Source organism: Streptomyces sp. NPDC038213, from assembly GCF_055600495.1.
Map to the genome: position 1 here is coordinate 545,076 of NZ_JBVJYM010000002.1, position 12,412 is coordinate 557,487.

Below are 12,412 nucleotides of genomic sequence, written 5' to 3' on the forward strand. Positions count from 1 at the left end.
GGTGGTTGAGGGGCCGGGGAGGCACGCGAGTGCCTCCCCGGTTCGTTTGGCGGAACGTGAGCGAGAAGAACCCTGAAGCGAAGCGGTCGGCCCGCGAGAAGCTCCTGGAGGAGCGCGAGCGGCAGAAGGCCAAGGAGAAGCGCCGCCGGACCCTGGTCGTCGCGGGCGCCGTCGTCGGCGTCCTCGGCCTGGCGGCCGTCGTCGGCCTGATCGCGGCCAATGCCGGCAAGGACGGCGGCAAGTCCACGGCCGGGCCGGTCGTGGCCCCCTCCGGGGCCGTGGGCAAGGACGCCCTGGCCGTCCAGACCGGCAAGGACTCCGCCCCGTCCCTGCTGACGATCTGGGAGGACTTCCGCTGCCCCGCCTGCAAGGCCTTCGAGGACGCCTACCGCACGACGATCCACGAGCTGGAGGCCAAGGGGCAGCTCAAGGTCCAGTACCACCTGGTCACCCTGATCGACGGGAACATGGGCGGCCAGGGCTCGCTCAAGTCGGCCAACGCGGCGGCCTGCGCCCAGGACGCCGGGAAGTTCACGGCGTACCACGACGTGCTCTTCCTGAACCAGCCGCCGGAGCCCGACGACGCCTTCGCCAAGGAGTCCAAGCTCTTCGAGCTGGCGGGGAAGGTCCCCGGGCTCGACACCCCCTCCTTCCGCAGCTGCGTGGAGGACGGCACGCACAACGCGTGGGTCAACAAGTCCTACGAGGCCTTCCGCGCCGGGAACTTCCGCGGCACGCCGACGGTCCTCCTGGACGGCAAGGACATCTTCTCCGACCAGTCCAACCCGCTGACCCCGCAGAAGCTCAAGGCGGCCGTGGAGGCCAAGGCCAAGGGCTGAGGGCCGCCGGGGGCGGTGGCCGGGGAGCCCCGGGCGCAGCCCCGGCCGGGCCGCGCGGCACGTGTGGATTTGGTTTCACCTTGCCGTGCGGCTTGCCTTCGGTACCGCCCGGCAAGGTAGCGTCGGCTCTGCCATGGAACTTGCTTACATTCCCAGCCCGTCGACCGGTGTGATCTACCTCGGACCGGTTCCGCTGCGCGGCTATGCCTTCTGCATCATCCTCGGCGTGTTTGCCGCCGTCTGGCTCGGCAACCGCCGCTGGATCGCGCGCGGCGGCAAGCCGGGCACGGTGGCCGACATCGCCGTCTGGGCCGTGCCCTTCGGGCTGGTCGGCGGTCGCCTCTACCACGTCCTCACCGACTACCAGCTGTACTTCAGCGAGGGTGAGAACTGGGTAGACGCCTTCAAGATCTGGGAGGGCGGCCTCGGCATCTGGGGCGCCATCGCGTTCGGCGCGGTGGGCGCCTGGATCGGCTGCCGCCGCCGGGGCATCCCGCTGCCGGCCTGGGCCGACGCCCTGGCCCCCGGCATCGCCCTGGCCCAGGCCATCGGCCGCTGGGGCAACTGGTTCAACCAGGAGCTCTACGGCCGCGCCACCGACCTGCCGTGGGCCGTCGAGATCAGCGAGGGCCCGAACCGGGTCGCGGGCACCTACCACCCCACCTTCCTGTACGAGTCGCTGTGGTGCATCGGCGTCGCCCTGCTCGTCATCTGGGCCGACCGCCGCTTCACGCTGGGCCACGGCCGGGCCTTCGCCCTGTACGTCGCGTCGTACTGCGCGGGCCGCGCCTGGATCGAGTACATGCGCGTCGACGAGGCCCACCACATCCTGGGCCTGCGCCTGAACGTGTGGACGGCGATCATCGTCTTCGTCCTCGCGGTGGTCTACTTCGTCCTCTCCGCGAAGCTGCGGCCGGGCCGCGAGGCCGTGGTCGAGCCGGGTGCCTCCGGCGGTGACGGGGACGCCGGGTCCGAGTCCGCCGAGGGCGAGTCCACGGAGGGCACCGCCGGCAAGTCCGGCGGGTCCGCCGAGGGCACGTCTGCTGCCGCGACCGCGACCGCGACTGCCACCAAGGCCAAGACCGAGCCGAAGACCGGGACCGAGGAGCCGAAGGCCGACGCCACGGCCACGACCGGGGCCGGGGTCGACGGAAAGGCCGACAACGTCGGGCTCACCAAGGCAGCCAAGACGGGCGAGGCGGCCAAGACCGCCGAGTCGGCCGAGAAGGCCGAGACCGCCGAGGCCGGCCGGGACGCGGACGGCGACAAGGCCCCCGGGGCCGCCGACGGTACGGACGCCAAGCCCGCCGAGGCCGAGAAGCGCTGACCGGGCCCCTGCCCGGACCCGACGGCCGGCCGCCCCTCCCGGGCGGCCGGCCGTCGGCGTACCCGCGCCACCGGGCCCGCTACGGGGCCCCGGCCACCGGGACGAACACGCTCAGGCGGTAGACCGTCGGCCGTTCGGGGCGCCCGCACAGGAGGTCCACGCGGAGGTCCCGGGGATCCGGTCCCGACGGCTCCGCGGCCGGCTCCCGTACCGTCTCGCGGCAGGCCGCCGGGCCCCCGGTGCGCAGCACCGGCTCCCCGTACCCCGCCCGCTCCCCGTCCCCGGCGGACCGGCGGGAGTCCCGCTCCCGCTGCTGTCTGCGCCTGCGCTGCCCCGGCATCCCGCCGTGTTCGGCGGTGCGCCGCGGCCGCAGCAACCGGGATTCAGGCCCCGCCGCCCCCGGGCGCCCGGCCGGCGAGGGCCAGGACGCGCTCCGCGGCCGCCACCACCGCCGGGTCCACGAAGCGGCCGTCGGGGAGGGCGGCCGCGCCCGGTGCGGCGCGGGCCGCGTCCACGACCGCGCGGGCCGATTCCACCTCTGCCTCGGAGGGGAGGTAGGCCTCCTCGATCACCGGCAGCTGCCGCGGGTGGATGGCCGCCCGGCCCAGGAAGCCCAGGGCCCGCCCCCGGGCGCAGGAGGCCGCGAGCCCGGCGAGGTCGCGCACGTGGGGGTACACCGACTGCGCGGGCGGCGGCAGCAGGGCGGCGCGGGCCGCGACCACCACCCGGGAGCGGACCCAGTCCAGCCCCTCGTCCGCCGACACCCCCAGCTCCGCCCGCAGGTCGGCCTCGCCGAGGGCCAGCCCCCGCAGGGCCGGGTGGGCGGTGGCGATGGCGTACGCGTGCTCGATGCCCAGCGCCGATTCCAGCAGGGCGTACAGGGCGACCCCGCCGGTCCGGTCCGCCACCTCGGCCAGCCGGGCCGGCGAGGCCACCTTGGGGATCCGCAGGGCCGAGAGCCCGCGCAGCCCGGACAGGACGTCCAGGTCGGTGGCGGCCCAGGGGGAGTCCAGCGCGTTGACCCGGACGTGCAGGGGCACCGGGGGCCGGGACGACAGCAGTTCGGCGGTGGCCGAGCGGGCGTAGTCCTTGCGGTCCGGGGCGACCGCGTCCTCCAGGTCCACGATCAGCACGTCCGGCCCGGCGGCCACGGCCTTCTCGACCACCTCCGGCCGGTCTCCGGGTACGTACAGCCAGGTCAGCGGGGTCCCGGCCAGAGACCCCGGGGCCCCGGCGGCGGTCACAGCGCCCCCTCCGCCCGCAGCTGCGCGATCTCGGCGGGCGCGAGCCCCAGCTCCCCGAGCACCTCCTCGGTGTCCGCCCCGTGCGGGCGGCCCGCCCAGCGGATCCCGCCGGGGGTCTCCGAGAGCCGGAAGAGCACGTTCTGCATCCGGATCGGGCCGAGCTCCGGGTCCTCGACCTCGGTGACCGTGTCCAGCGCCCGGTACTGCGGATCGGCCATCACGTCCCGTACGTCGTACACGGGGGCCACCGCCGCCTGCGCCGCCTCGAAGGCCTCGACGACCTCCTCCGCCTTGTGCCGGGCGATCCAGCCGCCCACGGCCTCGTCCAGCACGTCCGCGTGCCGGGCCCGGCCGGTGCCCGAGCCGAACCAGGGCTCGGCCGCCAGCTCCGGCCGGCCCACCAGCCGCACCACCCGCTCCGCGACCGACTGCGCGGAGGTGGACACCGCCAGCCAGCGGCCGTCGGCGCTGCGGTAGGTGTTGCGCGGGGCGTTGTTCACGGAGCGGTTGCCGGTGCGCGGCTGGACGTAGCCGAGCTGGTCGTACCAGAGGGGGTGCGGGCCCAGGACCGTCAGGATCGGCTCGATGATCGCCAGGTCCACCACCTGCCCCCGCCCGGTGTCGGCGCGCGCGGTCAGCGCCGTCATCACGGCGTACGCGGTGGTCAGCGCGGCGATGGAGTCCGCCAGGCCGAAGGGCGGCAGGGTGGGCGGGCCCTCCGGCTCGCCCGTGATCGCGGCGAACCCGCTCATCGCCTCGGCGAGGGTGCCGAAGCCGGGGCGGTGCGCGTAGGGGCCGTACTGGCCGAAGCCGGTGACGCGGGCGAGGACCAGGCGCGGGTTCGCGGCCGACAGCTCCGGCCAGCCCAGGCCCCACTTCTCCAGGGTCCCGGGCCGGAAGTTCTCGATCAGCACGTCCGCGGTGCCGGCCAGGCGCAGCAGCACCTCGCGCCCGCCGCTGGTGGACAGGTCCAGGGACACGGTCCGCTTGTTGCGGCCCAGCAGCTTCCACCACAGGCCGATGCCGTCCTTGGCGGGGCCGTGCCCTCGGGAGGGGTCCGGGCGGCGGGGGTGCTCGACCTTGACCACCTCGGCGCCGAAGTCCCCGAGCATGGTCGCGGCCAGCGGACCGGCGAACAGGGTCGCCAGGTCGAGGACGCGCAGCCCGGCGAGCGGTCCGGAACGGGGCGGCTCGGAACGGGGCGGGCCGCTACCGGGGAGATCGGCATCGGGCAGGTCGGTATCGGGCCGTGCGGAAGCGGGCTGCTCGGAACCCGGTCGCCCGGAACCCGGCTGCTCGGAACCGGGTCGTCCGGTCTGCTCCCCGTACGGTGCGCTCACCGCTGCCGCTCCGCCGCGAAGGCCTGCGCCGCGAACGCGTCCGTCTCGGCCCGCTCCGGCATCGACGCCGAAGCCCCCGCCCGCTGCACCGACAGCGCGGCGGCCGCCGAGGCCCAGGCCAGCGCCCCCGCCATCGGCCGGCCCTCGCCCAGGGCCACGGCCAGCGCCCCCACGAAGGTGTCCCCGGCCGCGGTGGTGTCCACCGCCCGCACCCGCGGCGCGGCCACCCGGACCGGCTGCACCCCGCGCGCCGCGTACAGGCAGCCCGCCGCGCCCAGGGTGACGACCACCTCCGGCACCTCGTGCAGCAGGGCCGCGGCGGCCTGCCCGGGGTCGGTCAGCCCGGTGAGGGCCGCGGCCTCGTGCTCGTTGGGGACCAGCAGGTCGACCGCGGCGAGCAGTTCGGGCGGCAGCGGCCGGGCGGGGGCCGGGGTCAGGACGGTGCGGACCCCGTGGGCCCGTGCCGCGAGGGCCCCGGCGAGTACGGCCGGCAGCGGCAGTTCCAGCTGGAGCAGCAGGGCCCCGGCGGCGGCGATCCGGGCCTCGTCCCCGGCCTCCAGGGCGGTGACGGCGGCATTGGCGCCGGGAACGACGACGATCGCGTTGCCGCCCTCGTCGTCCACGGTGATGTGCGCGGTGCCGCTGGCGCCCTCGACGGTCCGCAGGCCCGCCGTGTCCACGCCCGCCTCCGCGAGGACGGCGCGCAGCCGCACCCCGAAGCCGTCGGCCCCGACCGCCCCGATCATCGTCACGGCCCCGCCCGAACGGGCTGCCGCAAGGGCCTGGTTGGCGCCCTTGCCGCCGGGGACGGTACGGAACTCCCGGCCGGTGACGGTCTCGCCGAGCCGGGGGGCCTTGGCCACGTACGCCACGAGGTCCATGTTCGTACTGCCGAGCACGGCGATGGCGGGCGCCTGCGGGGCGGCTGCCGCGGCGGGGCCGGGCGGGGGAGCGGGCTGGTTCATCGGCGGACTGCCTCCTGGGCGGTCAGGGCGGCGAGGGCGCCGAAGCCGACGCCGTCGAAGCCGGGGATCGAGGTGGCCAGCCGGTCCCGCAGCGGGGCCGTCCAGCGGGCCGGGAGGGCCCCGGCGGAGCCGGCGAGGAGACCGGCCAGGGAGCCGGCGGTGGCCCCGTTGGAATCGGTGTCCCAGCCCCCGGACACGGCCCGGCAGACCGAGCCCGTGAACTCCCCGCCGGCATGGGTGAGCGCGGCGGCGACCAGGGCGGTGTTGGGGATCGCGTGCACCCAGTGGTAGTGCCCGTAGCGGGCGTGCAGCAGGTCCACGACCCCGTCGAAACCACTCCCCGCGGCGGCCGTTGCGGCGTCGATCCCGAAGCGGACCGCCCCGGCGAGCCGGGAGCGCGCGGGGACGACGGCCAGCCCGGCCCGCAGGGCGCCGTGCACGTCGGCCCGCCCGCCGGCCGCCTCCGCGAGCGCCGCTGCGGCGAACAGGGCGGCGTACAGGCCGTTGCCGGTGTGGGTCAGCCGGGCGTCACGGAAGGCCTGCCGGGCGGCTGCGGCCGGGTCGCCGGGGTTGGTCCAGCCGTGGACGTCCGCGCGGATCAGGGCCCCGATCCACTCCCGGAAGGGGTTGTGGTGGGTCGCCGTCAGCGGGGGCTCCAGGCCGAGGAGGAGGTTGCGGTACGCGATGCGCTCGGCGGTGAAGGTCCGGCCGGCCGGGAGCCCGTCCAGCCAGACCCGGGCCACGTCGGCGGTCGTGAACCCGCGGCCGTACCGGCCCAGCAGCACCAGCCCCAGCAGCGGGTAGTTGAGGTCGTCGTCCTCGGGGGCGCCGTCGATGTTCTCGGCGAGGGAGGTGGCGGCGCTGCGCCGGTTCCACGGGTGGGCGGCGAGCAGGGCGGCCGGTACGCCGCGCTCGGTGAACCAGTCGTCCAGCGGCCAGTTCCCGGCGGCGCGGGCCAGCGCCCGGATGGCGTCCAGCGGCAGCTTCTCCACGGGCTTGCCGAGCACGCACCCGACGGCCCGCCCCACCCACGCGGCTTCGAGCCGCTGCACGAAGGGATCGGCAGGGGACGGCCGTTGGGGCGCGGCTGCGTCGGTACGCGCTGTCGTGTGCGCGTGCCCGAGCCCGTGCTGCGGGTCGGCGGCGGGGGAGCGGTCGGGCCAGTCCGGGCAGGCGGCGCGGATCGCGTCGAGATCCTGCGGTTCGTCCGCGGCCAGCGGCGACGGGAGGGCGGCCAGCTCGGACAGCAGGCGCTCGGCGAGCGGCCGCAGGGCGGGTGCGGGCGGGGCGGGGGAGGCCCCGGCCCGCTCGGGGGCGGCCCGCCCGCCCGCCGCCAGCCAGGCCCGCCGGTACGCGTCCGCGTCCCGCCCGTCCTCGGCGGCCTGCCGCAGCTCGTGCCCGACCAGGTCCTCGGGTTGCACCCAGGTCATCCGGACCGGCCCGGTACCGGGTACGGCCACGGCCCCGGGTCCGGTGGTCGCCCCGGCGCGGGCGCCCCCGGGGGCGCGGACCGGAGCGGCGGGAGCGTTCACCGGGCGACCGGGGCGGTCGGGGCAGCGGGGGCGGTACGGGCCGGTGCGGGACCGGCGGGGGCGGCGGGTGCGCCTGGGCCGGTCACGGCCGCGGTCTGCGCGGGGGCGGGTGCGCCTGGGCCGGTCAGGGTCGCGGTCCGTGCGGGTGCGGGCGCGGGTGCGCCCGGCCCGGTCAGGGCGGCGAACGCCGACTCGTGGGTGCGGCGCCGGTGCAGGTCGCGGGCGAAGACCTCGCGCGCGACCGCCGCCAGCTCCGCCGCCGGGGCGTACAGGTCGAGCCGGCTGGCCGCGCCCACCTGCTCGGGCCAGGCCCGCGGGATGCCCGCGTCCCCGCCCAGCGCCCCCGCGACCGCGCCCGCCATGGTCGCGATCGAATCGCAGTCCCGGCCGTAGTTGACCGCTCCGAGCACCGAGGGCTCGTACGCCCCGCGGCCGACGAGCAGCATCCCGAGCGCGACGGGCAGTTCCTCGATGGAGTGCAGCCGGGAGGGGCGGCGCGCGGCCAGCGAGGGCCGCCGGTAGTCCGGGCCGACCGTGTCGAACGGCTCCACCGCCGCCCGCAGCGGCGCGAGCGCCGACTCGAAGTCCCCGTAGCGCGCGGCGGTTTCGCAGACCGCCTCGATCGCCGCGCGGGTCCCGTCCTTCGCCACCGCGAGCGCCGCCTCCACCGCCGTCTGCGCGGTCGCCCCCGGCGTGCAGGCCGCCGCGACCGCCGCCGCGAACACCCCGGCCGCCTCCCGCCCGTACGAGGACTGGTGCGCGCCCGCGATGTCCAGGGCCTCCGCGTAAGCCCCGGCCGGATTGCCCGCGTTGACGATCCCGACCGGCGCCATGTACATCGCGGCACCGCAGTTGACGATGTTGCCGGAGCCCGCCTCGCGCGGGTCCACGTGCCCGTAGTGCAGCCGCGCCACGATCCACTTCTCCGCGAGGAAGATCCGCTGGAGCGGCAGGGCCTCCGCTTCCAGCTCGGGGATCCACCGGGGGTTCGAGATCAGGTCCGGGACCAGGTGCTCGGCCACCGCGTACGCGTCGAGGTGGTCGCGGACCTGCGCGTACACCCGCACCAGCGCGTGGGTCATGAGGGTGTCGTCGGTGACGTGCCCGTCGCCCTTGTGGTACGGCGCGATGGGCCGGGCCGTACGCCAGTCCTCGTGGAACGGGCCCACGATCCCGCGGACCCGGCCGCCGTGCCGCTCGGCGATCTGCTCGGGGGTCCAGCCCTCCACCGGCCCGCCCAGCGCATCGCCGACGGCGGCGCCGACGAGGCACCCGGCCGCCCTTTCCTCCAGAGTGAGCGTCATGTCTGAATCATCCCTTGAGCGAGGTGAGTTCGGTCCGTGCGAGCAGGGCGGCCAGTTCCACGAGGTCGGTGCCGGCGAGCCGGGGCAGGGCGCAGCCGGACAGGGTGCGGCAGGCCGCGCGCCAGGGCGCGGGGATGCTCTCCCCGCCGCCGAGCGCCCCGGTCAGCGCTCCGGCCAGGGCGGGGGCGGAGTCGGCGACGCGGGAGAGGCAGGCGGCGGCCGGCACCGCCTCGGAGACCCGGCCGCGGGCGGCGGTGGCCAGGGCCAGGGCGACGGGCACGGTCTCGGCCGCGGCGATCCCGTAGCTGTAGACGTGGTCGACGATCTCGTGCTCCAGGGTCGGCACGAGCGCGAAGGCCCCGCCGGGGCCGTCACCGGCGCCCGCGCGGGCGATCCGGACGGCGTGGCGGGCGTTGCGGCCGATCTCCGTGGCCGCGGGGAGCTGGGCCAGGGCCGCGTCCACGGCCGCGTCCACGCCCGCCCCGCCGAGGGCGGCGGCCACGGCGGCGGCGGTGGCCCGCGCCCCGTGCACCCCGTCCCCGTCCTGGGTGTACCGGGCGTCGAACTCGGCCAGACCCGCGGCCGCTTCGGGGTCCCCGGGGTGCACCACGGCGAGTACGGCGGCCCGTACGCAGGCCGCGTCGTCGAAGTAGTGGGGGTTGTCGTGGCCGGTGGCGGGAGGGCGCAGCCCGGCGGCCAGGTTGCCGAGGCCCGCGCGTACGGAGATCCGGGCGCGCAGCGGCAGCACCGCCGACTCGACTTCGGGGGCCCGCTCGGCCGCGGCCGCGACCTCGCTGGCCAGGGCGTTCCAGGCGAGGTCGATCGCGGCGCGCATCCGCCGGGACCGGGACAGGTCGCTGAGCAGCGCCCCGGCGGCGCTGAGCACCGACTCGGCGGCGAACGCGGCCCATTCGGCGTCGTCGGACGGGCCGAGGCGCAGCGGCTCGGGGGGCTGGTTGAGGGCGATCGGGACGGGGAGGGTGGTGGTGGCGTTCTGCTCGGCGAAGGTGTCGAGCTCGCGGGTCAGCCGCCGGGTCCACTCGGGCATCCGGGAGGCCCGGTGCCGGGCGGCCGGCCAGCCCGCGGCGTCCCCGGCGGCGAGGCCGAGCAGCAGCCCCTCGATGCGGCGGGCGCCGTCGCCCGCGGGGGGCGGGACGGTGCCGAGGGCGAGGGGCGCGGCCGCCGCGGCCCGGTCCGCGCAGGCGCCGGTACGGGCGGGGGAGGCCGTACGGGCCCCGGCGGGCGCCGGGGCGGTGGCGGAGGACGCGGCGGCGCCGGTGAGGGCCGGGGCGGGTGCGGCCGCGAGGGCGGGCACGGGCCCGGCCGGGGCGGCGGGTACGGGCGCGGGGCGGGCCGGGGTCCCGGCCGCCGGGTCCGCAGCGGCGGGCTGCGGCTGCGTACCGCCGCCGTACCGGGCGGGGGAGCCGGTGTCCCGGGCGGGGACCAGGGCCCCCGCGGGCTCCGGGGCCGGGGCGTCGCTGCCGGGGCGGGACGCGGGCGGGAGGGGGTGGTGCGTCATCGGGCCGGCTCGCTTTCCGGGGTGAGGAGGTCCGCGATGTCCAGGACGTGGTACCCCCGCATCGAGGGCAGGCAGCTGCCGCGGACCGGGCCGATGGCCGAGGACCAGTGCGAGGGGATCGACGCGACCCCGCTCAGCGCCCCGGCCAGGGCGCCGGCGACCGCGGCCGTGGTGTCCGCGTCGCGGCCCATGTTGACGGCGGTCAGGACGGATTCGGCGAACTCCCCGCGGGCCGCGGCGAAGGCGCCGAAGGCCAGGCTGACGGCCTCGGGGGCCAGATCGGTCCAGGGGTAGCCGCCGATCACCACGGCGGACCGCACGGCCCGCTCCCCGCGCGGGGCGGCCGTCACGGCCCGCCGCAGCGAGCGCGCGGTCCACGAGTCGGAGGGGATCACCGACAGGGCCGCGGCGACCACGGCGGCCGGGCTGCCCCCGGCCATCGCCGCGGCGACCCCGGCCGCCACGGCCTGGCCCCCGTAGATGCCCTCCCCGTCGTGGCTGACGCAGCCGTCGATGGCGACCAGCCGGGCGGCCTCGGCGGGCCGGCCCGCGGCGAAGACCCCGAAGGGGGCGGCCCGCATCGCGAGCCCGTCGCTCCACGCGTGCCGGTGCTGGGCGGAGATGGGGGCGGCGAGTCCGCGCCGCAGGTTCTCCAGGGTGCCCCGCTCGGAGAAGCCGGCCCCGCGGAACGGGCCCTCGTCCAGGTCGGCGATCCAGTGGTGCCAGGCGCGTTCGACGTGCGAGACGGTCAGCGCCGAGCCGTGCCGGGCCAGCAGCAGGCCCGAGAAGATGGCGTACTCGGTGTCGTCCGTACCCGCCGGGTCGTCCGAGACGAATCCCTCGATCCGGCCCCACCGGGCCCTGATCTCCGAGGGCTTCATGTTCTCCGCGGGGGCGCCGAGCGCGTCCCCCACCGCAAGTCCCAGAAGAGCGCCCCGGGCCCGCTCGAGGAGGACCTGCGGATTGCATGCAATCTGCTTCATGGCGGCGCCTCTCCACTTGGTGGGCCCCATCATGGGCCCTAGGGGGATTTGTGCCATGACACGGGGTTTGTCGGCGGGCGCGAAACACCCCGGTCACCCGGTCGCCCGCGGCCAAAAGCCCTGGTAAGTACGGCCTTCCTTGCTGGCGGGCGCGGAAATTCGTGCGTAGTTTCGAGGTGTTCAGGGGGACCCGGATGCCGCAGGGCACCCGTATGCGCAAAAGGGGAGTGAAGACGCATGTCCATCATCGACATCGAAGCGCCGCTGCACGAGGCGCACCGCGACAACCACACCCACCGCGATGTCAACGGCGGATGGCTGCGGCCGGCGGTCTTCGGCGCGATGGACGGGCTCGTCTCCAACCTCGCCCTGATGACCGGCGTCGCCGGCGGCGCGGTCTCCCCGCAGACGGTCGTCATCACCGGCCTCGCCGGACTGGCCGCGGGCGCCTTCTCCATGGCCGCGGGCGAGTACACCTCCGTCGCCTCGCAGCGCGAGCTGGTCCAGGCGGAACTGGACGTGGAGCGCCAGCAGTTGCACAAGCACCCGGTGGACGAGATGGAGGAGCTCGCCGAACTGTACGTGTCCCGCGGCGTGGAGCCCGCCCTCGCCCGCGAAGTGGCCATGCAGCTCTCCCGCGACCCGGAGCAGGCGCTGGAGATCCACGCCCGCGAGGAACTGGGCATCGACCCCGACGACCTGCCCTCGCCGATGGTGGCCGCCGTGTCCTCCTTCGCCTCCTTCGCGCTCGGCGCCCTGCTGCCGCTGCTGCCGTACCTGCTCGGGGCCACGGCCCTGTGGCCGGCCGTGCTGCTGGCCCTCGGCGGGCTCTTCCTGTGCGGCGCGGTGGTCTCGAAGGTGACCGCGAGCCGCTGGTGGTACAGCGGACTGCGCCAGCTCCTGCTGGGCGGCGCGGCGGCGGCGGTGACGTACGGCATCGGCGCGGCGATCGGCACGGCCGTCGGCTGACCCGGCCCGCCCGGGGAGGCACTCCGCTCGCCGCGCCGACCCGGCCCGGAGGCGGGAGACTGTCGGGACGGTGTGACGTACGCCCCGGCCGGTGGGGGCGTACGGCCCTAGGCCGTCCGCCCCGGAGGTGAGACACTATGCATCAGCCAACATAAATAATCTCTACAGCCAGTCCCTTGTCTGGCGCCCCGGTTGTTTCGAGCACATGTACGCCGGGCATGAGACGGAGGCGCGCGGGCAAGGGTGCCCGACCCGCTCCCCAGGACCTCACTCCACCGCGATCCGTCCGCGAAGGTCCCCTTTTCCGCCTCGGGCAGTGTCCGCATGGTGAAACGCGATATCCGCTTCTCGGGATCGCCGTCATCATGTAACCTGCACGAAATTTCGCAG

General features: G+C 76.5%; 9 protein-coding genes and 2 pseudogenes. 3 read left to right on the forward strand and 8 right to left on the reverse strand.

Going from position 1 to position 12,412, the window contains the following annotated elements; genetic code table 11:
• Nucleotides 1–56: 56 nt before the first annotated feature.
• A complete protein-coding gene (locus ACZ7JZ_RS05180; RefSeq protein WP_470933311.1) occupies nt 57–839 on the forward strand; it encodes a DsbA family protein in 783 nt (260 codons plus the stop codon).
• A 133-nt stretch (nt 840–972) separates the two neighbouring features.
• Nucleotides 973–2,001 (forward strand): annotated as a pseudogene (gene lgt, locus ACZ7JZ_RS05185) (prolipoprotein diacylglyceryl transferase); the annotation flags it as partial.
• Nucleotides 2,002–2,245: 244 nt separating this feature from the next.
• On the opposite strand, the gene ACZ7JZ_RS05190 reads toward lgt, so the two are convergent.
• From ACZ7JZ_RS05190 to ACZ7JZ_RS05225, 8 genes and pseudogenes are all read right to left on the reverse strand, one after another.
• Nucleotides 2,246–2,506 (reverse strand): hypothetical protein, encoded by a 261-nt coding sequence (locus ACZ7JZ_RS05190; protein WP_470933313.1) that lies wholly within the window; start codon nt 2,504–2,506, stop codon nt 2,246–2,248.
• A gap of 43 nt (nt 2,507–2,549) precedes the next feature.
• On the reverse strand, nt 2,550–3,383 hold the full coding sequence (locus ACZ7JZ_RS05195) for an HpcH/HpaI aldolase/citrate lyase family protein (RefSeq protein ID WP_470933422.1): 834 nt from the start codon (nt 3,381–3,383) through the stop codon (nt 2,550–2,552).
• A gap of 23 nt (nt 3,384–3,406) precedes the next feature.
• Nucleotides 3,407–4,645 (reverse strand): CaiB/BaiF CoA transferase family protein, encoded by a 1,239-nt coding sequence (locus tag ACZ7JZ_RS05200; protein WP_470933424.1) that lies wholly within the window; start codon nt 4,643–4,645, stop codon nt 3,407–3,409.
• A 101-nt stretch (nt 4,646–4,746) separates the two neighbouring features.
• Nucleotides 4,747–5,715, reverse strand: coding sequence for a ribokinase (gene rbsK / locus ACZ7JZ_RS05205; protein ID WP_470933315.1), 969 nt, complete (start codon nt 5,713–5,715; stop codon nt 4,747–4,749).
• Complete coding sequence (locus ACZ7JZ_RS05210; protein ID WP_470933426.1) at nt 5,712–7,145, reverse strand: ADP-ribosylglycohydrolase family protein; 1,434 nt, start codon at nt 7,143–7,145, stop codon at nt 5,712–5,714. Before ACZ7JZ_RS05210 ends, rbsK begins: the two co-directional genes overlap by 4 nt.
• 266 nt (nt 7,146–7,411) lie before the next feature.
• Nucleotides 7,412–8,551 (reverse strand): annotated as a pseudogene (locus ACZ7JZ_RS05215) (ADP-ribosylglycohydrolase family protein); the annotation flags it as partial.
• A gap of 7 nt (nt 8,552–8,558) precedes the next feature.
• The gene (locus tag ACZ7JZ_RS05220; RefSeq protein ID WP_470933317.1) at nt 8,559–10,070 is read right to left on the reverse strand and encodes an ADP-ribosylglycohydrolase family protein; all 1,512 of its coding nucleotides are present in this window, start codon (nt 10,068–10,070) and stop codon (nt 8,559–8,561) included.
• Complete coding sequence (locus ACZ7JZ_RS05225) at nt 10,067–11,053, reverse strand: ADP-ribosylglycohydrolase family protein (RefSeq protein WP_470933319.1); 987 nt, start codon at nt 11,051–11,053, stop codon at nt 10,067–10,069. Before ACZ7JZ_RS05225 ends, ACZ7JZ_RS05220 begins: the two co-directional genes overlap by 4 nt.
• 237 nt (nt 11,054–11,290) lie before the next feature.
• Here ACZ7JZ_RS05225 and ACZ7JZ_RS05230 point away from each other — a divergent pair, with 237 nt between their 5' ends.
• A complete protein-coding gene (locus tag ACZ7JZ_RS05230; protein ID WP_470933321.1) occupies nt 11,291–12,022 on the forward strand; it encodes a VIT1/CCC1 transporter family protein in 732 nt (243 codons plus the stop codon).
• Nucleotides 12,023–12,412: the final 390 nt, after the last annotated feature.

Coding starts and splice junctions, on each gene's coding strand:
- ACZ7JZ_RS05190 (WP_470933313.1), bottom strand. CDS start 2,506: ATGCCGGGGCAGCGCAGGCGCAGACAGCAGCGGGAGCGGGACTCCCGC.
- rbsK (WP_470933315.1), bottom strand. CDS start 5,715: ATGAACCAGCCCGCTCCCCCGCCCGGCCCCGCCGCGGCAGCCGCCCCG.
- ACZ7JZ_RS05210 (WP_470933426.1), bottom strand. CDS start 7,145: ATGACCTGGGTGCAACCCGAGGACCTGGTCGGGCACGAGCTGCGGCAG.
- ACZ7JZ_RS05220 (WP_470933317.1), bottom strand. CDS start 10,070: ATGACGCACCACCCCCTCCCGCCCGCGTCCCGCCCCGGCAGCGACGCC.
- ACZ7JZ_RS05225 (WP_470933319.1), bottom strand. CDS start 11,053: ATGAAGCAGATTGCATGCAATCCGCAGGTCCTCCTCGAGCGGGCCCGG.
- ACZ7JZ_RS05230 (WP_470933321.1), top strand. CDS start 11,291: ATGTCCATCATCGACATCGAAGCGCCGCTGCACGAGGCGCACCGCGAC.